Source organism: Paenibacillus nicotianae, from assembly GCF_042681745.1.
In the GTDB taxonomy this organism is placed as follows: Bacteria; Bacillota; Bacilli; order Paenibacillales; family Paenibacillaceae; genus Saccharibacillus; species Saccharibacillus nicotianae.
Genome location: NZ_JBHUGF010000010.1, coordinates 2,106,494 through 2,127,115 on the forward strand (window position 1 = coordinate 2,106,494; position 20,622 = coordinate 2,127,115).

The 20,622-nt window shown below is 40.5% G+C and carries 23 protein-coding genes; all 23 read right to left on the bottom strand.

The window, feature by feature from the left end:
• Window positions 1-3 precede the first annotated feature (3 nt).
• Window positions 4-864, bottom strand: a complete 861-nt coding sequence (gene ylqF, locus ACFSGI_RS13315) for a ribosome biogenesis GTPase YlqF (RefSeq protein WP_204824600.1) — start codon at window positions 862-864, stop codon at window positions 4-6.
• 52 nt (window positions 865-916) lie between these two features.
• A complete protein-coding gene (gene lepB / locus ACFSGI_RS13320) occupies window positions 917-1,588 on the bottom strand; it encodes a signal peptidase I (RefSeq protein WP_204824601.1) in 672 nt (223 codons plus the stop codon).
• Between the two features lie 306 nt (window positions 1,589-1,894).
• Window positions 1,895-2,239: a 50S ribosomal protein L19 gene (gene rplS, locus ACFSGI_RS13325; RefSeq protein ID WP_204824602.1), complete on the bottom strand. Its 345-nt coding sequence runs from the start codon at window positions 2,237-2,239 to the stop codon at window positions 1,895-1,897.
• 197 nt (window positions 2,240-2,436) lie between these two features.
• A complete protein-coding gene (locus ACFSGI_RS13330) occupies window positions 2,437-2,808 on the bottom strand; it encodes a hypothetical protein (RefSeq protein WP_204824603.1) in 372 nt (123 codons plus the stop codon).
• A 184-nt stretch (window positions 2,809-2,992) separates the two neighbouring features.
• Window positions 2,993-3,724: a tRNA (guanosine(37)-N1)-methyltransferase TrmD gene (gene trmD, locus ACFSGI_RS13335; RefSeq protein ID WP_204825020.1), complete on the bottom strand. Its 732-nt coding sequence runs from the start codon at window positions 3,722-3,724 to the stop codon at window positions 2,993-2,995.
• Window positions 3,724-4,245, bottom strand: a complete 522-nt coding sequence (rimM, locus tag ACFSGI_RS13340) for a ribosome maturation factor RimM (RefSeq protein ID WP_204824604.1) — start codon at window positions 4,243-4,245, stop codon at window positions 3,724-3,726. Before rimM ends, trmD begins: the two co-directional genes overlap by 1 nt.
• A 110-nt stretch (window positions 4,246-4,355) precedes the next feature.
• The gene (locus ACFSGI_RS13345; protein WP_069327413.1) at window positions 4,356-4,586 is read right to left on the bottom strand and encodes a KH domain-containing protein; all 231 of its coding nucleotides are present in this window, start codon (window positions 4,584-4,586) and stop codon (window positions 4,356-4,358) included.
• 22 nt (window positions 4,587-4,608) lie between these two features.
• Window positions 4,609-4,881, bottom strand: a complete 273-nt coding sequence (rpsP, locus tag ACFSGI_RS13350) for a 30S ribosomal protein S16 (RefSeq protein WP_069327414.1) — start codon at window positions 4,879-4,881, stop codon at window positions 4,609-4,611.
• 55 nt (window positions 4,882-4,936) lie between these two features.
• Window positions 4,937-6,319, bottom strand: coding sequence for a signal recognition particle protein (gene ffh / locus ACFSGI_RS13355; protein ID WP_204824605.1), 1,383 nt, complete (start codon window positions 6,317-6,319; stop codon window positions 4,937-4,939).
• 84 nt (window positions 6,320-6,403) lie between these two features.
• Window positions 6,404-6,760: a putative DNA-binding protein gene (locus ACFSGI_RS13360; protein WP_204824606.1), complete on the bottom strand. Its 357-nt coding sequence runs from the start codon at window positions 6,758-6,760 to the stop codon at window positions 6,404-6,406.
• Between the two features lie 178 nt (window positions 6,761-6,938).
• Window positions 6,939-7,589: a PAQR family membrane homeostasis protein TrhA gene (gene trhA, locus ACFSGI_RS13365; RefSeq protein WP_204824607.1), complete on the bottom strand. Its 651-nt coding sequence runs from the start codon at window positions 7,587-7,589 to the stop codon at window positions 6,939-6,941.
• 223 nt (window positions 7,590-7,812) lie between these two features.
• The gene (gene ftsY, locus ACFSGI_RS13370) at window positions 7,813-8,820 is read right to left on the bottom strand and encodes a signal recognition particle-docking protein FtsY (RefSeq protein WP_204824608.1); all 1,008 of its coding nucleotides are present in this window, start codon (window positions 8,818-8,820) and stop codon (window positions 7,813-7,815) included.
• A gap of 171 nt (window positions 8,821-8,991) precedes the next feature.
• Window positions 8,992-12,561, bottom strand: a complete 3,570-nt coding sequence (smc, locus tag ACFSGI_RS13375; RefSeq protein ID WP_204824609.1) for a chromosome segregation protein SMC — start codon at window positions 12,559-12,561, stop codon at window positions 8,992-8,994.
• A gap of 158 nt (window positions 12,562-12,719) precedes the next feature.
• Window positions 12,720-13,412: a ribonuclease III gene (rnc, locus tag ACFSGI_RS13380; protein WP_204824610.1), complete on the bottom strand. Its 693-nt coding sequence runs from the start codon at window positions 13,410-13,412 to the stop codon at window positions 12,720-12,722.
• A gap of 12 nt (window positions 13,413-13,424) precedes the next feature.
• On the bottom strand, window positions 13,425-14,663 hold the full coding sequence (gene fabF / locus ACFSGI_RS13385; RefSeq protein WP_204824611.1) for a beta-ketoacyl-ACP synthase II: 1,239 nt from the start codon (window positions 14,661-14,663) through the stop codon (window positions 13,425-13,427).
• A gap of 124 nt (window positions 14,664-14,787) precedes the next feature.
• The gene (gene acpP / locus ACFSGI_RS13390; protein ID WP_069327422.1) at window positions 14,788-15,021 is read right to left on the bottom strand and encodes an acyl carrier protein; all 234 of its coding nucleotides are present in this window, start codon (window positions 15,019-15,021) and stop codon (window positions 14,788-14,790) included.
• Window positions 15,022-15,104: 83 nt separating this feature from the next.
• Window positions 15,105-15,854 (bottom strand): 3-oxoacyl-[acyl-carrier-protein] reductase, encoded by a 750-nt coding sequence (fabG, locus tag ACFSGI_RS13395; protein WP_204824612.1) that lies wholly within the window; start codon window positions 15,852-15,854, stop codon window positions 15,105-15,107.
• 55 nt (window positions 15,855-15,909) lie between these two features.
• Complete coding sequence (gene fabD / locus ACFSGI_RS13400) at window positions 15,910-16,842, bottom strand: ACP S-malonyltransferase (RefSeq protein WP_204824613.1); 933 nt, start codon at window positions 16,840-16,842, stop codon at window positions 15,910-15,912.
• Between the two features lie 46 nt (window positions 16,843-16,888).
• A complete protein-coding gene (locus ACFSGI_RS13405; RefSeq protein ID WP_204824614.1) occupies window positions 16,889-17,878 on the bottom strand; it encodes a beta-ketoacyl-ACP synthase III in 990 nt (329 codons plus the stop codon).
• A gap of 86 nt (window positions 17,879-17,964) precedes the next feature.
• Complete coding sequence (plsX, locus tag ACFSGI_RS13410) at window positions 17,965-18,948, bottom strand: phosphate acyltransferase PlsX (protein ID WP_204824615.1); 984 nt, start codon at window positions 18,946-18,948, stop codon at window positions 17,965-17,967.
• The gene (gene fapR / locus ACFSGI_RS13415; protein ID WP_204824616.1) at window positions 18,932-19,528 is read right to left on the bottom strand and encodes a transcription factor FapR; all 597 of its coding nucleotides are present in this window, start codon (window positions 19,526-19,528) and stop codon (window positions 18,932-18,934) included. Before fapR ends, plsX begins: the two co-directional genes overlap by 17 nt.
• A gap of 322 nt (window positions 19,529-19,850) precedes the next feature.
• Entirely contained in the window at window positions 19,851-20,024 is a 174-nt protein-coding gene (gene rpmF / locus ACFSGI_RS13420) for a 50S ribosomal protein L32 (protein ID WP_069327428.1), read from the bottom strand.
• Window positions 20,025-20,084: 60 nt separating this feature from the next.
• A complete protein-coding gene (locus tag ACFSGI_RS13425; RefSeq protein WP_204824617.1) occupies window positions 20,085-20,591 on the bottom strand; it encodes a YceD family protein in 507 nt (168 codons plus the stop codon).
• Between the last annotated feature and the right edge of the window lie 31 nt (window positions 20,592-20,622).

The window sequence follows — 20,622 nt, forward strand, 5'->3', positions numbered from 1 at the left end:
TACTTAAGGAGTCTCCATGGAGATTCGTCCCATTTTACCTGCACGTAATTCACGCAAAATGACTTTGGACGCTTTTTCTAAATCGATACGTCCACCGCTCATTAAGCAACCACGTTTACGTCCGATTTCTTCCATAATTTCTACGATTTCATTCGGATTTTCAAAATCTTGTGGTTGTTCAGATAATTCAAAACGTTCAGCAATATTATCCCAATAATGCTGACAGATATATTTCATACCGAAATAAGCAACATCTTCCACGTTTAGAATTTCTTCACGAATAGCGCCTGTTACCGCCAGCTTATAACCGATAATTTGATCTTCAAATTTAGGCCATAGTATACCTGGTGTATCAAGCAATTCCATTTCGGTACCTACTTTGATCCATTGTTGTCCTTTGGTTACACCCGGACGATCACCGGTCAAAGCAATACTTTTACCTGCAAGGCGATTGATCAAAGTCGATTTACCCACATTCGGAATCCCTACAATTAATCCGCGCATCGGGCGTTGATTCATCCCTTTAGCAGCACGTTTATCACGCTTGTCTTTAAGCAATACTTTAGAACGTTCAGCAATTTCTTTGATACCCTGTCCGCTTGCCGAGTCTAAAGGAAGAACAGCATGTCCTTCTTGCTTAAAATATTCCACCCATTCGGCAGTCACTTTGGGATCAGCCAAATCGGATTTGTTCAAAATAATCATTCTCGGTTTGCCCTGCAAAATCTCATCAATCATAGGATTACGACTGGAGAGTGGCAGACGTGCATCCACGAGTTCAATAACCATATCGATCAATTTAAGCTTCGATTCGATCTGGCGACGTGCTCTTGTCATATGTCCGGGAAACCATTGAATAGCCATCGGTTTTCCCCCTTACTTCTTTAAATTAGCTGTCCTTATATGTTAGGCAGCTTTATTGTTCAACCCACTTCGCATCACTAAACGGCCAGAAAATAACATCTGCACGTCCAATAATATCTCCAAGCGGTATATAACCGATCATACGACTGTCTTGACTGTTGGAACGATTATCTCCCATTACAAATACATGACCCGCAGGTACTGTTCCATCAGGGAAGTTCTCTGTTGGGAAATTGTTAATATTATAATCGCTACCTTGTGCATGTGCCTTGTCTAATGCAGCTTGGATATAAGGCTCACTGATTTCTTTACCATTGACTGTTACTTTGTCACCTTCTACTTTAACAGTATCTCCAGCGACAGCGATAACACGTTTGATAAAGTCACGATTTTGAGAAGGTACTTTTAGTACAACTACCTCTCCAGGTTGCGGAGTACGGATATCATACAGAATTTTGTTCACGATCACACGTTCACCTGTATGAAAATTCGGTTGCATCGATGGGCCGTCTACAATAAACGGTTCAAACAGGAACCAGCGAATAACGACAACGAGTAACAAAGCAACCACAATCGCTTTGATCCACTCTTTCGTTTCACTTTTCTTTTTCTTTTCAGGTTGAATCGTTCCTGAATCTGGAGTTCCAGTGTTGACAGGTTCTTGTACTTCTGTCGTATTTGCTGCATGTACTTCATTGTTAGATGGTTTTGTGTCTTGCTCCATAGGCCATGCCTTCTTTCCTGGTTGAATTGGCGCTTTGTATATGTACTGACTACCATATTCGGCTAAGCCTTATGTAGTGTATACCAAGTACCTATACGATTTCACTCTATCTATTTTACACACAATTTTATAAAAACCAAATTTTGAAGGATTCTATTGGTCAAGAAATACAAAAAATCCCGTCTACAGCCGTATATAAAGGCTGTCCGGCGGAATCGGATGTTAATCATTTTTATAAATAACAGCTTAAAAATAACGAAAAGGGCTTGTTTCACCAAGCCCTTCTCAATCGCGTATCCAAAAGGATTAACGACGCAATTCTTTAATTCTAGCTGCTTTACCGCGAAGCTCACGAAGATAGTACAATTTCGCACGGCGAACTTTACCACGACGAGCTACTTCTAGTTTATCGATTTTAGGTGAATTTACTGGGAAAGTTCTTTCCACACCTACACCGTAAGAAATTTTACGTACTGTAAAAGTTTCACCGATGCCGCCACCTTGGCGTTTGATTACAACTCCCTCGAACAACTGAACACGTTCGCGAGTACCCTCGATTACCTTAACATGCACTTTTAAAGTGTCGCCTGCACGGAAATTAGGGATATCTTTACGAAGTTGATCTTTAGTAATTTCTTGAATGATATTCATTAATAACTTCCTCCTTCCACACAGATGTTCATACGTCTCAGGGAATAATTCCTCATCATTGATCGTAGAGGACCATCAGATTCACACAACAGTCTAATACTATCATAGAACATAAGAGAATAACAATACTTTTTCAAAAAAAGTATAAAATAACTTATTATTTGAGATTAGGTATAGAAAATTGTCGTTATTACCTCTTACTCAAAGTCACTATTTTCTAATAAGGATTGCAGACTTCGCAACCGATTGATTTCTTGTTCAAAAAGATGATGATCTGTTAAGCGACTATGTTCTAATGTACGAAGTCTGGCTGTTTTTTGATGATCTATACTACGATCGATTAATTTTACTACTGTATTGCGGCCGCTATAATCGGCAATAAAATATTTTTTGTATGATTCGACTTCGATATAGATTAGATGGGTAAATTCCGTTAATAAACGATTCAATACGATCGTGGCATCGCTCTCTACAAACTCTTTATTTAACACTGAAGCATATCCCTGACTACGCAAGTCACTGCTCAATCGCTCTAACCATTGTGAATACTCCTGCTGCAATTCATTCATGATGTCTGAACTCCTATCTTTGTCACCCTGTTATGAGTGCTACAACTATAGCATCAGTCTTATGATCTATGTTATAGCTTGAACTGGTTCATTTTTACACCTATGTACATAGGATATAAATAAAAAAGAATTTCCCTATAATGGATCGATTAAGATCTTCCTACAGCGAAATTCTGACGTATATTTAGTTACGCTGATGTTTGAGCCATTCACGTTCTTTGGTTGTCAAATCAGCCTCTTCTAATAATTCAGGGCGACGTTCTAAAGTACGCAGTAACGATTGTTCGCGGCGCCATTTTTCTACATTAGCATGATGACCGGATAACAAAATATCGGGCACTTTCATCCCTCTATATTCTACAGGACGTGTATAATGTGGATATTCCAACAGTCCTGTACTGAATGAATCGGTAACTGCACTGTTAGCATTGCCTAATACTCCTGGCAACAGGCGTACAATACTGTCTACAGCCGCCATAGCGGGTATTTCACCACCGGTAAGTACATAATCACCGATTGATATCTCATCTGTCACCAGATGCTCTCTAATGCGCTCATCGTAACCCTCATAATGACCACAGATAAAAATCAAATGTTCTTCTTGAGCAAGCTCTTCAGCTTTGTGCTGTGTAAATGGTTCTCCCTGTGGACACATCAAAATAATGCGTGGAGATGTAGTAGCAGATAAAGGTGCCAAATCTTCTACAGCATCAAAAATAGGCTCTGGCTTGAGCACCATTCCTCCACCTCCACCATAAGGCGTATCGTCTACAGTACCATGTTTGCTTTTAGAATACGTACGGAAATTGATTGCATTTAATTCTACGATACCTTTAGCTGCTGCTTTGCCTAGAATGCTTGAACCAAAAACACCGGTAAACATTTCTGGAAATAGCGTCAGCACATCGATCTTCATCATTCCAAAAGACCTTCCATCACATGAATCAATACTTTTTTCTCTTCTACATTAATATCAAGCACGACATCATGAATATAAGGAATCAACACTTCTTCGCCTTTATCTGGACGGACTACCCATACATCATTAGCACCGGGCTTTAAAATATCAACGATTTTGCCAATTTTGGTTCCTTCTTCTGTAAATACTTCACAATCCAGAATTTCGTGGAAATAAAACTCGTCTTCTTCTAGCTCGATCGTATCATCTTTAGATACTTTTAATGTCCAGCCTTTATATTTTTCTACTTCGTTAATATTGCTGAATCCTTTAAAACGAACCACATACATATTTTTTTGCAAACGGGAGCTGACAATTTGCACTTCTAATTTACTGCCGTTTTCTTCATTAATCATCCATAGCTTTTTACCTTCTGCAAAACGGATCTCAGCAAAATCGGTATTTGGATAGATTTTGAGTTCTCCACGTATACCATGTGTATTAGCTACTTTACCTACTGTTAAAAATTGTTCAGTCATGTTATTCTCCTCTAACAAATAATCTATCGTTGATGCTATATTACATTAAATTTGATTGAAAATGTACGAAAAAGGGCTAGGACATCATCCTAACCCTCTTTCGTATATTTTTAAGACATTATATCAACGGTCACCCGTTTATTAGTCTTGACTGCTGCTGATGTAACGACCGTGCGGAGAGCCTTGGCGATACGTCCTTGCTTGCCGATTACTTTACCAGCATCGTCCGGATGGACGCTAAGTTCGTATACGATCAAGTTCTCTTTTTCCACAACGTTCACTTTTACATCATCGGGATGATCCACGAGAGCTTTAGCAATAACCATTACTAATTGTTCCATAGATACTCCTCCGAATCAGCAATTATTTTTGCTGTTTAAGCTCATGAAACTTTTTCATAACGCCCGCTTTGCTAAGCAAGTTGCGAACGGTATCAGAAGCTTGTGCTCCTTGTTGAAGCCATTGAAGAGCTTTTTCCTCATCAATCTTAGTTACAGAAGGTTCTGCAACTGGATTATAAGTACCGATTTCTTCGATGAAACGGCCATCACGAGGGGACCGAGAATCGGAAACCACGATACGATAGAAAGGCGCTTTATGAGCACCGATGCGTTTTAGACGAATACGTACTGCCACGAAAATTCACCTCCTTCAAATTAGTTCAATAGTATATACATTGCATTTCCTGGGTTTAACGGAAAGGAAATTTCATGCCTTTACCGCCCATTTTTTGCATTTGTTTCATCATTTTATTGTTTTTGCCGCCGCCCTTAGGATCCATCATATCCGAGAACTGCTTCATCATACGGCGCATTTCATCGAACTGCTTGATCAGACGGTTTACTTCTGCAACAGAAGTTCCGCTCCCTGTAGCAATCCGCTTACGACGACTATGATTAATCACTTCTGGATGTTGTTTCTCCTGAACAGTCATCGACTGAACAATTGCTTCGATACGTCCTACTTGTTTGTCATCAACTTGTAGATTTTGGTTTTTCATTTTTCCCATACCAGGAATCATGTCCATAATCTGATCAAGCGGTCCAAGCTTTTTCACTTGATCCATTTGCTCTAAGAAATCTTCAAATGTGAACTCGGCATTACGCATTTTGCGTTCCATTTCTTTTGCCTTGTCTTCATCGATATTCATTTGAGCTTTTTCGATCAGTGATAACATATCACCCATACCTAGAATACGTGAAGCCATACGTTCAGGATGGAAAGCTTCCATAGCGTCTAGCTTTTCACCAAGTGTTGTGAATTTAATCGGGCAACCTGTTACGGCTTTGACAGACAGTGCCGCACCACCACGAGTATCTCCATCAAGCTTGGTCAATACTACACCTGTTAATTGCAATTGACTGTTAAAGTTCTCGGCTACATTGACTGCATCCTGACCTGTCATCGCATCTACAACTAACAGCACTTCGTCTGGATTCGTTAATTCATGAATCTGACGCAATTCATCCATTAATTCTTCATCAATATGCAAGCGACCCGCTGTATCAATAATCACGTAATCATTATTGTTATTTTTGGCTTCTTGCAGAGCTTGACGAGCAATTTCAACTGGACTTGTCTGATCTCCCATTGTAAATACCGGTGTATTGATTTGCTCTCCCAGTACTTGCAACTGTTTGATCGCTGCCGGACGATAAATATCGCCTGCAACCAGTAAAGGACGATGATTTTGCTTTTGAAGCATTTTCGCAAGTTTACCGGATGTGGTTGTTTTACCAGCACCTTGCAAACCGACCATCATAATCACTGTTGGTGATTTGGCTGCTTTAGCGAGTTTGGATTGTGTCCCACCCATCAATTCAGTCAATTCTTTATTAACAATGTCGATAATAACCATGCCAGGTGTGAAGCTTTCCATCACATCTGTACCGACCGCTTTTTCTTTTACTTTGGAAATGAATTCTTTTACGACTTTGAAATTAACGTCTGCTTCGAGCAACGCTAACCGTACTTCGCGCATTGCTTCGTTTACATCTTCTTCAGATACTTTACCTTTACCGCGAAGTTTGCTAAATACGTTTTGCAGTCGTGTTGTTAAGCTTTCAAATGCCATGTGTCTTCACCTCCGTTTATTTCAACTAAATGTACTACGTCTGTATCTATATCGAATATCGTTACATGTATAAGTATATATGAATTAATCGTTACCTTCCAAGCGCTCTACGATATCCATCATGTGAGATTGCTGATCATGAGCAATTCCGCTTGTAGATAATGTAGTTTTGAGTTCTTCTAGGTCGCGTAACCGACGATAATGCTTTTCCATCAAACCAAGCTTTTCTTCATACATTTCCAATACTTGCTCTGCACGTTTGATATGTTCATATACCGCTTGTCGACTAATACTGAACTCTGCGGCGATCTCTCCAAGAGAGTAATCATCATGAAAATAATATTTAAGGAACATCTGCTGTTTGTCTGTAAGCAGAAGCTCATAGAAATCAAATAATGAATTTATACGGGTCGTTTTATCGAGCCGATTCTCTTGACTCATGTGGGGCACTCCCTCCGTCAAGGAAAAACACTTTACACCTTATCAACGTTCTATATCATAGCAAAAAATAAAATAAGATGTCAAGCATAATTACTTAACATCTTATTACTTTTATAAATGAACTCAAAATATTGATATTTCAAGCCCAAAATATGAACTTTTTACGTCGGTTCAGCTCTTACAGATGAATCGGCAAAACATAAAATAAAATCATAAAGAAATGCAAAATACTGCCTGCTAGCACAAATAGATGCCAGACTGCATGATGAAAAGGAAATCCACGCCACACATAAAAAATCGTGCCCAGTGTATACATCAATCCACCAATAGCGAGTAAAATAATCCCCCCGCTTGCCATATTAGTCGTTAACGGTTCCCAGGCTACAACAATTAACCAGCCCATTAAAATATAAAAAATCGTCGACATAAATAAAAACCGTTTGACAAAATATGCTTTGAAGGCACAGCCTAAAATAGCTATTCCCCAGACAACTCCAAAAATACTCCAACCAAGAACTCCTTTAACCACAATAAGCATTAAAGGCGTATATGTGCCTGCAATAAATAGATAAATAGCTGAATGATCAAAAATTTCAAATAAATCTTTGGCTTTACCATCTCTAAATCCATGTACTAATGTTGAGCTAATATATAACAACAACATACTCACTCCATAAATCGTAAAACTAACGACATGCCAGGGTGTACCTTTTAGTGAAGCAAATACAATCAAAATAACAAGGGCAGCAATACTAAGAGCAGCTCCTATACCATGTGTTACTGCATTAGCTACTTCTTCTTTACGACTATAAGTGTGTGTATCAGCCATTATTCACTTCCTTTCTCCTAACCTATATCCCAAATCTACTATATCTACTTGATGCTTAAAGGTTATGTATATAAAACAAATAGTTGTCTGTTATATCTAAAAAACAATAGCGATCGAACGGTATCTTTTACTATAATGTTCGATCGCTACTGTCTTCAATGATATATCTTATACTTCTAGTATAACGTAGTTGCTAATTCAGATGCTAGTTTGGCGATTGTACTTACTCTTTGGAGTCTGCTTGTTCGATCTCTTCCTCTTCTTGAATCAAACCGGCAAATAAAGCATGTACAAACTGCTCACTATCAAATGGTTGTAGATCGTCAATCTTTTCACCCAGACCTACAAATTTAACAGGCAAATCTAATTCTTGACGAATCGCTACTACGATTCCACCTTTAGCTGTTCCATCTAACTTGGTCAATACTAAGCCAGTTACGCCACTTTTCTCACCGAATAGTTTGGCTTGGCTGAGTGCATTTTGCCCTGTTGTTGCATCCAGTACCATCAGTACTTCGTGCGGAGCATCTGGAATTTCGCGTTGGATAACCCGGAAAATTTTATTCAACTCATCCATAAGATTACTTTTATTTTGCAAGCGTCCTGCGGTGTCGCATAACAATACATCTGCTCCACGTTGCTTCGCTGCACGTACAGCATCATACATTACTGCTGCTGGATCAGAACCTGATTGTTGCTTGATCACTTCTACTCCTGCACGTTGACCCCATACTTCTAATTGCTCGATAGCTCCTGCGCGGAATGTATCACCTGCTGCTAGCAGTACTTTTTTGCCTTCTTGTTTGAAACGGTGTGCCATTTTACCGATCGTTGTTGTTTTACCAACCCCATTGACACCGACAAATAGAATAACGGTAATTCCGCTTGGTTGCATATTCAAGCCTGTATTTTCGCTTCCACGAAGTAAGCCTGTTAATTTCTCAGATAGTACAGGTTGTAGTTCAGCCGCATTTTCGATTCGACGAATACGTACTTCATCACGCAGATCATCAATCAGTTCCATTACTGTATTAACGCCTACATCTGCCCCAATCAGAATTTCTTCTAATTCTTCATAAAATTCTTCATCGATTTTTTTACGACGGATAACAAGGTCAGATACTTTTTCGACAAATCCTTTACGTGTTTTTTCCAGACCATCACGGAACTGTTTGGTAACTGTTTCTGTTTTTGTAGAAATACTTTCTTTTAACTTTTTAAAAAAGCTCATGAGATTCCTCCAGATGATCAATTATATAATCCACAGTCATTACTTTATCTCAGCGATATCTATAAATGTTGCTAAATACAGTAGTGATTGTGCAGTTATAGCAATATATCTATTAAATTCTATCATTTAGATATTAAATAAGAACATTTGCTTTATCAAAATAGAGATAGATTAAGCAATATCTGCTTCTTCATCATCCAATTTGACCGATACCAGCTTCGATACGCCGCCTTCTTCCATCGTGACTCCATAGAGCACATCAGCTTCTTCCATTGTGCCTTTACGGTGGGTAACGACGATAAACTGGGTAAGTCCTGAAAACTCTCTTAAATACTGCGCAAACCGCACCACATTCGCTTCATCCAGTGCTGCTTCTACTTCATCCAGTACACAGAACGGTACAGGTTTGACTTGTAAAATAGCAAATAGCAATGCCATCGCAGTTAATGCTCGTTCCCCACCAGAAAGCAATTGTAGATTTTGTAGCTTTTTACCTGGTGGTTGTGCCACAATATCTATCCCTGTTTCCAGCATACGTTCAGGATCGATCAATACCAAGTCTGCACGACCTCCACCGAACAATTTACTAAATACCGTACCAAATTGACCACGAATAGCATCGAACGTCACTTTAAAGCGTTTGGACATTTCTTCATCCATTTCGCGAATGACTTGGTATAGTGTTGTTTTGGCTTCGACCAGATCGTTTTGTTGAAGCGTCAAAAATTCATAACGTTCATTCACACGTTGATATTCTTCGATCGCTCCTAGATTGACTTCACCCAAAGCAGTAATTCTAGATTTGAGATGACGTACTTCTTTTTCAGCGAACTCGATATCTTCTGGCAATTCATAATCTCTTTTTGCCATTTCATAAGTGAGTTCATAATCTTCGCGCAATTTTGCTAAAATATTTTCCAGCTCTACATCCAGTCGATTGACTTGAATCTCTATTTTGCGCAATTCATCTTCTACGACTTTCAGTTCATTTCGTTGTTCACGTGTTTCGTTTTCTTCTAATTCTAACTTTTGTTGTAGTCGTGCACGTTCTGCACGTTTTAATTCCAGTTGTTCACTGGTCTCTGTACGTTTACGGCGCAGACGTTCCAACTCTTCACGCTGACGTTTTTGTTCGCGTTCATTTTTTTCCAAATCTTTGACAATTACAGCCAATTGATCACGATTGCTCTGTAGCTCTTGACCGTAATCTTGCGATTCTTCCTGTGAACGAGACAATTGTTCTTCCAGCGAAAATATTTCCTGACTCAGCTTACCTTCACGAATTTTGAGATCTGTTACTTTTTCTTGCAATTGCTCTTTGGCAGACTCATTTGATTTACGCATTTTTTCTGCATTTTGAATACCGTCTTGAATAGCTTGCTCTTGCTTTTGCAGTTCAATCAGCTTTTGTTCTGCTTCTTTACGTGCTTTGGCAATAGCTGCTAACTCTTCGGTATAGCTACTTTTCTCTTGCCCGTATAATTCATATTGTTCATTCACATGACGTAACTCATGTTCGATTTGTTTGAGTTCACTTGCAACTTGCTGTTCTTCTGTACGTTTGCGATCACCATCGGCTCGCAATTGGTCGAGACGATTCTCATGATCTTGCAGACGCTTCTGCACATCAATAATTTCTTTTTGCAGACATTTGACTTGCGATTCACTTTCAACAATCTCATGCTCTAATTGATCAAGCTGACGCTTGCGTCCAAGTAAATTATTATTCTTTTTGTGTTGACTACCACCGGTCATCGATCCACCAGCATTCACCACATCGCCTTCAAGAGTAACAATCCGATAACGATAACCTAGTTTACCTGCTATACGGTTCGCTTGTTCTAGCGTCTCTGCGATCACTACACTACCGATCAGACTGCCTACGATCGCTGCATAACGCTCATCATAACCGACAAGCTCAGCACCGATACCGACAAAGCCTTCTGCACTTTCAGCTATTCGTTTATCATTATCTTGTATTTTGCGTGGACGAATAACATCCAGCGGTAAGAAAGTAGCCCGACCTAATTGACGTTGTTTCAAAAAAGCTATCGCTTTACGCGATACTTCTTCATTTTCCATCACCACATGCTGCACAGAAGCACCTAGTGCCGTCTCCATAGCCAGTTCTAATTTCTCAGGCACGGTAATCAGTTCAGCTACTGCTCCATGTACACCTTGAAGTTGGGCATTGCGCGATGCTTTGAGTACTTCTTTGACTCCTAGCATAAAGCCTTCAAAATCTTCTTGCATTTCCTGCATCGTATCGCGGCGAGATATCAAAGCTTCGCGGCGTTGTTCCCATTTGCGGATCGCAGTCTGCATTTCTTCGCCAGACTTCTGCAATTTATGCAATTGTTCACTATGTTGAATATAATCAACACGCACTTTAGCGATTTCTTTAGCTAATTTATCCGTTTGTACCGCAGAAGCGGCTTTGCTATCTTCTAGCCGCTTTTTCTCGGTCTGCCATTTACCAGATTCACTTTCAGCTCGTACCATCCGTCGCTGGGTATTCTCAGTCTGTTGATCAGCATACCGAATTTCATTACGAGCTTGTGCCATTGTATTCATCAATTCCAAAAGTTCACCTTTTAGACTTTCTTCCTGATGCTGTCCAATACCACCATTGATCTGCAACAAACTATTTTCTTCTTGAGCGATCATTTGTTGTAATTCACTTAACTGCTTGGTCAATGTTGCAAATTTGGTCTGTAACTGCTGACTTTCATCTGTACGCTGACTGGTACGCTCTTCGCTACGTTCTAGTGCTACACCTAATTGCTTTTGATTTTGCTCTAAATTAAGACGGCGTTCTTTGAGTAACTCGCCTAAACCTTCAGACTTCTCTGTCTGCTCGCTATATTGCAGTAACAGCCCTTGTAATGTTTCTACTGCTTCTTCTGCTTCGCGTAGAGCACCGCGTTCATTTTCAAGCTTCTCATCATGACCGGATACTACGCTAGCTAATCGTTGTTGTACTTTTTCGAGTTCAGCCATTTTACCGCTTGCTGTAGTCCAAGCAGTATGAATTCGTTCTATCCCATGAACATAGAGAGAGATTTCTTTATGTTTCAGTTCTTCTTTGAGTTCTTTGAAATGAATCGCTTTGGTAGATTGTTCTTTTAGCGGTTCAATCTGATCTTCAAGCTCATGCACAAGATCATAGATACGCAATAAATTTTGCTCGGTATCATCTAATTTGCGAACAGCGTCTTTTTTACGAGATTTGTATTTTACAATACCTGATGCTTCTTCAAAAATACCCCGTCGATCTTCAGAACGAGTACTTAGTATTTCTTCGATCCGTCCTTGCCCGATAATCGAATAGGCTTCTTTCCCGATTCCTGTATCCATAAATAGTTCGGTGATATCTTTGAGACGACACGATTGTTTGTTGATCAAATATTCGCTATCTCCACTGCGATGTACCCGACGTGTAATCGTCACTTCACCGAAATCGAGTGGCAATGTCTGATCTTCATTATCGAGTGTCAGTGATACTTCTGAATAACTTACTGCTTTTCGACTATCGCTACCTGCAAAAATGATATCTTCCATCTTGCCACCACGAAGAGACTTGGCACTTTGCTCACCAAGCACCCAGCGGATTCCATCAGATATATTACTTTTGCCGCTACCATTTGGTCCGACAACGGCGGTAATGCCTTTTACAAATTCCATTTCTGTCTTATCAGCAAAAGATTTAAATCCTGCTAATTCTATTCTTTTCAGGAACATAGTTCGTTGTTCACCTCTACTGCTATTGTAGCATAATTACCTGCTGCTTCATCAATGGAAAAAGAGCAAAAAGCGGTCGATGCCTCTTGATTCACGCAAGCTGGCTGTGACTGCTCTTTGCTCTTTGTTTGTCCTGTAATTGTCAGAAAAGAGAACGGTTATTTCAACTTCAACCGATTCAATGCCGCGGCGGCTGCGCGTTGCTCTGCTTCTTTTTTAGAACGCCCGGCTCCCTGACCTAAACTCTCTTCTCCCATACATACTTCCGAGACAAACTCCCGCTCATGTGCAGGGCCTTTCTCTTCAATAATACGATACTCCAGTACTCCCATATTGTGATGCTGGGTTAATTCCTGAAGCTCGGTCTTGAAGTCCATCATCTGGAACTGCCCACCTGGAGAAATGCCTGAGAATACATGTGTGTTTAGAAAAGACTTCACAGCTTCTAAGCCTTGATCCAGATATAATGCTCCAATAAAAGATTCAAAAACATCAGCGAGCAGTGCTGGACGCTGACGTCCCCCTGTCAATTCTTCTCCTTTGCCAAGCAAAACGTATTTGCCAAAGTCGAGCGCTTCTGCAAATTTCACTAATGAAGGTTCGCATACAATCGCTGCACGCAATTTGGTAAGTTCACCTTCAGGACGCTCAGGATATGCATTGTACAGGTACTCCGACACTGTCAATTCCAAAACCGCATCACCCAAAAATTCAAGGCGCTCATTATCTTGATGCTGACTAAAACGATGTTCATTTACATAAGAAGCATGCGTGAACGCCTGTTTGAGCAATTGACGGTTTTGAAATTGGATTTGAATTTGCTGTTGTAGCTGTTTCACATCTCCGTTCAAGAAACTGACTCCTTACACTTCAAATTTCTTCAGGATGATTGAGGCATTATGCCCCCCGAATCCAAAAGAGTTGGACATTACTACATTCAAATCTGCTTTACGTGCTTCATTCGGCACATAGTCTAAATCACATTCAGGATCTTGGTTATGCAAATTGATCGTTGGAGCAATAATCTGATTTTGCAAAGATAGTGCACAGATTACAGCTTCGATACCACCAGCCGCTCCTAACAAATGACCTGTCATAGACTTGGTCGAACTTACAGCGATGTTATAGGCATGATCGCCTAATGCTAATTTGATTGCTTTCGTTTCAGACTTATCACCTACAGGAGTAGATGTACCATGAGCATTGATATAATCAATATCTTCCGGTGTTATGCCTGCACTACGAATTGCCATTTTCATACAACGAGCTGGGCCATCAGGATCAGGCTCTGTCATATGGTGAGCATCTGCGCTTAATCCGTAACCAATCACTTCAGCGTAAATATGAGCTCCACGTTTTTGAGCGTGTTCTAACGATTCAAGAACCATAATTCCTGAACCTTCACCCATTACAAATCCATCACGACCGGTATCAAATGGACGACTTGCTGTTGTTGCTTCGTCGTTACGTGTAGACATCGCACGCATCGCACAGAAACCACCCAATCCAGAAGGACGAATTGTTGCTTCAGCACCACCAGTAATCATAACGTCTGCTTCACCATCGCGAATAAACTTAAATGAATCTCCAATCGCATGACTACCACTTGCACAAGCACTAACAGGAGCCAGATTCGGTCCTTTTGCGCCATGAAGAATAGATACATGACCAGAAGCCATATTAGCGATCATCATTGGAATAAAGAACGGACTAATCCGTTTTGGTCCTTTTTCCATTAGAATAGCATGTTGATCTTCAAATGTGCCCAGACCACCAATACCCGATCCGATAATAACCCCTACACGCTCAGGATCAGTATCTTCTGCAATATTAAGCTTACTGTCTTTCAAAGCTTCAACTGTTGCCGCTTCTGCAAATTGAACAAAACGATCCATTTTGCGAGCTTCTTTGCGTTCCATATAATCTTCTGCATTGAAATCTTTGACTTCGGCAGCAATTTGCGTAGGATAACCACTGACATCAAAACTTTCAATGGTACTTACACCGGATTGACCGGTAATAATATTATTCCAAAATGTATCTTTGTCTTTACCAAGGGAAGTCATAACTCCCAAGCCTGTAATTACTACTCTATGCTTCAAACACATTCACCTCTATATCGACTGCATGTGTATATTTTTGTGTTCCATCCAAAAAACAAAAGACGCCAAAATGAGGAGAAGTCCCGGCCCACTAACAAGCAGGTAACGGGACTTTTGTTAAGCCTTAGGTATGAGATTGTATGTAAGTTACAACTTCACCTACGGTCGTAATTTTCTCCGCATCTTCGTCAGAAATTTCCAAGTCAAACTCATCTTCCAATTCCATAACCAGTTCCACTACATCAAGCGAATCTGCGCCAAGATCATCTTTAAAAGATGATTCTAATTTAATTTCAGCTTCGTCAGCTCCCAAACGGTCAATAACGATGCGTTTTACACGATCCAAAACATCAGACATCCGTTTCACCTCCTCTTCCAAAGTATTATACGAAAATCACACGCAAAAAGCCACATATCCCTAAAAGGGATATCATACTTCTTTTACATGTACATACCGCCATCCACATGAAGCGTCTGTCCTGTCATGTAAGAAGCTGCCGGTGATACTAGGAAAGAAACAACCGATGCAATTTCCTCGGGTTGACCGAGACGTGCAAGCGGAATACCTTCTAGCATTTTGTTACGCAGTTCTTCACTCAGTTCATCCGTCATATCTGTTGCAATAAATCCGGGCGCCACACAATTCACTGTGATGCCACGTGAAGCTAATTCTTTTGCCGATGCTTTGGTTAAACCAATCACACCTGCTTTGGCTGCGACATAGTTAGCTTGACCAGGGTTACCCAGCACACCAACTACAGAAGAAATATTAATAATGCGACCGTAACGTTGTTTCATCATGGGACGAGTAACCGCTTTGAGGCAATTGAATACGCCTTTGAGGTTCGTCTCAATCACTTGATCAAATTCGTCTTCTTTCATTCGCATGATCAGGTTATCACGAGTAATACCTGCATTATTAATCAAAATGTCGATTTTACCAAATGTTTCATTGACTTGTTTGACCATCGCTTCCGCTTCCGCAGCTATACCTACATTAGCGCGAACAGCAAAAGCTTTGACACCCAATTCTTCGATCAGACGTACCGTTTCATTAGCAGCATCTTCACTACCTGCATAGTTGACTGCGATATCTGCTCCAGCTTCTGCTAGTGCAAGCGCAATACTACGTCCTATGCCACGTGAAGCTCCTGTAACCAAAGCAGCCTGTCCTTGAAGTGGCTTACTCATAACATACGCATCTCCTTTTCAAATGAATCATCTGATCCGGCTTCTGGAGGGAAGATTATACTTCCACTTGAAGTGCTTCTATACTTTCCAGACTGCTTATATTAATCAAGCGTACATTTTTATCTATTTTTTTAATCAATCCTGTTAATACGTTGCCAGGACCAATTTCGATAAAAGTATCCACACCTTCATGAATCAGAAAGCGAACACTATCTTCCCATAATACAGGAGAGTATACCTGTTCTACCAGTAATGCTTGAATATCGCTTGCATTTGTAACCGTGGTTGCTGTGACGTTTGCTACTACTGGCACTGTAGCATCGCGGAAAGACACCGACTGCAAACGCTCAGATAATTGATCTGCTGCCGATTTCATGAGTGAAGAATGGAAAGGCCCACTAACTTCAAGCATAATCGCGCGCTTACCACCAATTTCTTTGACTCTTGCAGATACAGCGTTAACACCTTCTACAGAACCGGAGACTACAATCTGCCCCGGACAGTTCACATTAGCTAGTTCAACTGCATGTCCTGTAGCTGAGACTTCAGCACATAAAGCTGCTAAAGGTTCACGTTCTGCTCCAAGTACTGCTGCCATAGCTCCTTGACCGGATGGAACTGCCTGTTCCATAAATTGCCCGCGTGCACGAACAATCGCTACCGCTTGTTCAAAATCTAAAGCATTCGCTGCAACAAGAGCGCTATATTCTCCAAGACTATGTCCTGCTACATAATCAGGTATAATATTTTTAGATTTCAAAGCTTCTAGTAAAGCGATACTAGCTGTTAACAAAGCAGGTTGTGTATTGGCTGTTTGTTTTAATTGCTCTTCCGGTCCTTCAAAAGCAAGCTCGCTGATACTAAAGCCCAGTGTTTCATCCGCTGTTTTGAATAGTTGTGCTGCTTGAGGTAGTGCATCATAAACATCTTTTGCCATACCTACTTTTTGCGCACCTTGACCTGGAAATACAAATGCTATTTTACCCATAGGAATAATCTCCTCCCTATTACTTCTACTCGTTAAATCACTATTATTACCAGACTAATACCGATGCGCCCCAAGTCAGACCGCCACCAAAGCCAACCATCACTACGCGATCGCCTTCTTTGATACGTCCTGATTCTACTGCTTCTACCAAAGCAAGCGGAATCGAAGCTGCTGATGTATTCGCATATTTGTCTACATTGATCATGACGCGATCTTCTGATAATTCCAGACGATTCATTGCAGATTGAATAATACGAATATTCGCTTGATGCGGAATCAAGATATCGATATCGTCTTTGGTCATTCCTGCTTTGCGAAGTACTTCATCTGTTGCTGAACCCATTACACGTACAGCAAATTTGAATACTTCACGTCCACCCATACGGATGTAATGTTGATTATTGCTTAATGTTTCTGTTGAAGCTGGCAAACGTGAACCACCTGCTGGCATCGTCAACAACTCGCCACCAGAACCTTCAGCGCCTAGATCAAATGATTTGAAACCACGACCTTCGCCCACTTCACCGATAATCACTGCTCCAGCACCATCACCGAACAATACGCAAGTGTTACGATCAGTATAATCTGTAATACGAGACAATGTATCTGCTCCAATAACAAGTGCATTTTTATATAAACCCATTTGCAACATACTTGTCGCAGATGCTAGTGAATAGACAAATCCAGAACACGCTGCTGATAGATCAAAAGCCGCCGCGTTTTTTGCACCTAATTTATCTTGCAAAATACAAGCGGTTGACGGGAAAAAAGTATCCGGTGTAATCGTAGCTACAACTATCAAATCTAGTTCTGTTGCATCCATACCTGCTGATTCCAACGCTTTGATCGCTGCTTCATAAGCCAAATCAGAAGTCGCTTGCTCAGGAGCTGCAATATGACGCTCACGAATACCTGTACGACTGACAATCCATTCGTCATTCGTTTCCACCATTTTTTCTAGATCAGCATTTGTTAATATTTTTTCAGGAACATATTTTCCTGTTCCGATAATTCCGATAGGTAAAACATTAATCATTGGTGTCACTCTCTTCCCACTAATTTCCTCATCGTTTTCATTCTATGTCATTACGGTGGGGATGGATAAAACATGACGCAAGATGCTTATTGTATAACTTCTTTAGATATATTTTCAACCAGTTGATTGCTAATCGCTATTCTAGCTTGACGAACAGCATGCTTAATCGCTCCAGCATCAGATGAACCATGACTTTTAAGAACAAGCCCGTTCAATCCAAGCAAAGGAGCACCTCCATGCTCTTTGTAATCCAGCTTGCTCTTTAGACCGCGAAGTTCAGGCATTAATAATGCTGCTCCAATCTTCGTTTTGAGCGATTTGCTAAATTGTTGTTTGAGCAGTGAAAACATAGCCGATGCGGTACCTTCAAGTGACTTTAACATAATATTTCCTGCAAAACCATCACAGACCAATACATCACATACACCATTCAGTACATCGCGTGCTTCTACATTTCCTACAAAATGAATAGGCAATGCTTCTAGTAGTGGATATGCTTCTTTAGTTAATTCATTTCCTTTGTTGGCTTCTGTACCTACGTTCAATAATCCTACACGCGGTTTAGAAATGCCATGAACTTTATCTCTGTAAATGCTACCCATCAACGCATACTGTGCTAGATGCTCTGGCTTCGCATCCATATTAGCTCCAAGATCAAGCGCAAGTGTTCCGCCATCATCAATCGTTGGAATCATAGGCGCAAGTGCAGGACGTTCGATGCCTTTGATTCGACCGACAACCAGTAGACCGGTTGTCATCAGAGCACCTGTATTCCCTGCTGAGATCATCGCCTGAGCATTGCCTTCTTTGACCATACGACCTGCTACAACCATCGAAGCGTCTTTTTTGCGACGAACTGCTTTGACAGGTTCGTCTTCAGCTTCAATTGTTTCAGTCGTATGTACTATTTTTAAATTGGATGGAATCTCGGTAAGTAGTGCCCGGATACGAGATTCGTCTCCTACTAGAATGATTTCGGTATCTTTCCATTCTTTGGCGGCTTCTAGCCCACCTAACACATTACTGTCTGGAGCGTGATCTCCGCCCATCGCATCAATGGCGATTATCATGATCTACTCCTCCTTCATGCTGTTCTTCACCGTCTGATCGATAGATCGTAAAGTTTCCCTGAAATACCATTTCTTCACCTACATAGGTTAGCACTTCTACTTTTGCTTTTCCTTTGCGCGAAGGATTAGATTGAACGTATGCTTTGGCAATACATTTTTCACCAAGATGAACCGAACGAACAAAACGAATATCTGCTGATGCTGTCAAAGCAATCGCATCGTTAATAACCGCTACTGCCAACGAGTTAGCCTGTGCAAAAATATGATGTCCACGTGCAATCTGTGTACGAGAAAATATATGTTCTTCACGAATTTCAAAAATTGAAATTCCACTTTTGTCGAGTTGCAGATCAACAACATCTCCGATGACTTCATCTAGAGGAAGTGATTTTACCTGATCGTAGGAGCGCTCAGCCATCAACTTCATTCGCTCGCGCAACTCCGGTATTCCGAGTTCCATTCGATCCAGACGAATCGTCTGAATACTGACTTTTAATTGTCTGGTTAATTCTTGATCAGTCACAAACGGATTCTCTTCGATAATCTTCACGAGCCTTTGTTGTCGCTGCCGTTTGGGCAAACGTTCGATGGCTACGCACCTCCTTGGTGTTACGCATATCGCACACAGATTTAGAATAGTTATAGAACATACCAACTATACTCTCTATATTGTTTATTACAATTCATAATATATGTAAACCTATGTGGTTTTAGTTGTTATTCATTTTTTAGAACCTGGTACTAAGAATGTAGTATAAAGCATATTGCTTCAAAAAGAAAGTGTCTGGTCTAGGTAATCCTGCAAACTTCCTTTTTCTGTGAACATTGTATTCAATACATAAAAGTCTACATACAAAAAAATAGTACTTCACCAAAAGATGAAGTACTACCTTTGTGAAAGATTATTGTTTGATAATCTCTCTTGATTTGTATGTTCCGCATACTTTGCAAACGCGGTGAGCCAATTTCATTTCTCCGCATTGCTCGCATTTCACCAAACCAGGTACTGCCAATTTAAAATGTGTACGACGTTTGTCACGACGTGTTTTGGAAGTTCTCCGTTGAGGTACTGCCATTGTTCCCACCTCCTTCATCTAATCAATCTTATCCAATGAACATATTACATGATCATTAAATCACTTAAAGAAATCTTTGAGTCCTGCCATTCTAGGATCGATAGGTGTGTTGTCACAACCGCAATCCTGCTCGTTCAGGTTGACTCCGCATGTCGGGCAAAGACCTTTGCAGTCTTCACTGCATAATACTCCAGGTGGAAGTTCAAGTACAGCAGCTTGTTCCATATATGGAGCTAGATCAACAGTATCTGTATTCACATACAGCGTATCGTCATCTTCTGCTACATCTTCTGGTTCTTCACCATGCTTGAATTCTTCCTGAATCTTGAACTGTAAGTTCAAATCCACAGGCTTCAGACAACGTACACACGCCATCTGTAAGTCAAGTTTCAGTGTTCCTTGTACATCAACCACTTCATTGACTCTTTGCGCCGCTTTCACATCTACTTGGAGAGGTGTATAAGACAGAACATCGCTATGTTCCTTCAAAATGGAACTCATGTCAAGCGTGTCATGAAACTCTATCGGTTGATCGCTTTGCGCCAATTTTCTAAATTGAAATTGCATCATTATCACTCCAAACAAACAAAAATTATTA

Bases quoted from the DNA above. Each gene is read 5' to 3' on its own strand.
- ylqF (WP_204824600.1), bottom strand. From the start codon at position 864: ATGGCTATTCAATGGTTTCCCGGACATATGACAAGAGCACGTCGCCAG.
- lepB (WP_204824601.1), bottom strand. From the start codon at position 1,588: ATGGAGCAAGACACAAAACCATCTAACAATGAAGTACATGCAGCAAAT.
- rplS (WP_204824602.1), bottom strand. From the start codon at position 2,239: ATGAATATCATTCAAGAAATTACTAAAGATCAACTTCGTAAAGATATC.
- ACFSGI_RS13330 (WP_204824603.1), bottom strand. From the start codon at position 2,808: ATGAATGAATTGCAGCAGGAGTATTCACAATGGTTAGAGCGATTGAGC.
- trmD (WP_204825020.1), bottom strand. From the start codon at position 3,724: ATGAAGATCGATGTGCTGACGCTATTTCCAGAAATGTTTACCGGTGTT.
- rimM (WP_204824604.1), bottom strand. From the start codon at position 4,245: ATGACTGAACAATTTTTAACAGTAGGTAAAGTAGCTAATACACATGGT.
- ACFSGI_RS13345 (WP_069327413.1), bottom strand. From the start codon at position 4,586: ATGGAACAATTAGTAATGGTTATTGCTAAAGCTCTCGTGGATCATCCC.
- ffh (WP_204824605.1), bottom strand. From the start codon at position 6,319: ATGGCATTTGAAAGCTTAACAACACGACTGCAAAACGTATTTAGCAAA.
- ACFSGI_RS13360 (WP_204824606.1), bottom strand. From the start codon at position 6,760: ATGAGTCAAGAGAATCGGCTCGATAAAACGACCCGTATAAATTCATTA.
- trhA (WP_204824607.1), bottom strand. From the start codon at position 7,589: ATGGCTGATACACACACTTATAGTCGTAAAGAAGAAGTAGCTAATGCA.
- ftsY (WP_204824608.1), bottom strand. From the start codon at position 8,820: ATGAGCTTTTTTAAAAAGTTAAAAGAAAGTATTTCTACAAAAACAGAA.
- smc (WP_204824609.1), bottom strand. From the start codon at position 12,561: ATGTTCCTGAAAAGAATAGAATTAGCAGGATTTAAATCTTTTGCTGAT.
- acpP (WP_069327422.1), bottom strand. From the start codon at position 15,021: ATGTCTGATGTTTTGGATCGTGTAAAACGCATCGTTATTGACCGTTTG.
- fabG (WP_204824612.1), bottom strand. From the start codon at position 15,854: ATGAGTAAGCCACTTCAAGGACAGGCTGCTTTGGTTACAGGAGCTTCA.
- fabD (WP_204824613.1), bottom strand. From the start codon at position 16,842: ATGGGTAAAATAGCATTTGTATTTCCAGGTCAAGGTGCGCAAAAAGTA.
- ACFSGI_RS13405 (WP_204824614.1), bottom strand. From the start codon at position 17,878: ATGATTAATGTTTTACCTATCGGAATTATCGGAACAGGAAAATATGTT.
- plsX (WP_204824615.1), bottom strand. From the start codon at position 18,948: ATGATAATCGCCATTGATGCGATGGGCGGAGATCACGCTCCAGACAGT.
- rpmF (WP_069327428.1), bottom strand. From the start codon at position 20,024: ATGGCAGTACCTCAACGGAGAACTTCCAAAACACGTCGTGACAAACGT.
- ACFSGI_RS13425 (WP_204824617.1), bottom strand. From the start codon at position 20,591: ATGCAATTTCAATTTAGAAAATTGGCGCAAAGCGATCAACCGATAGAG.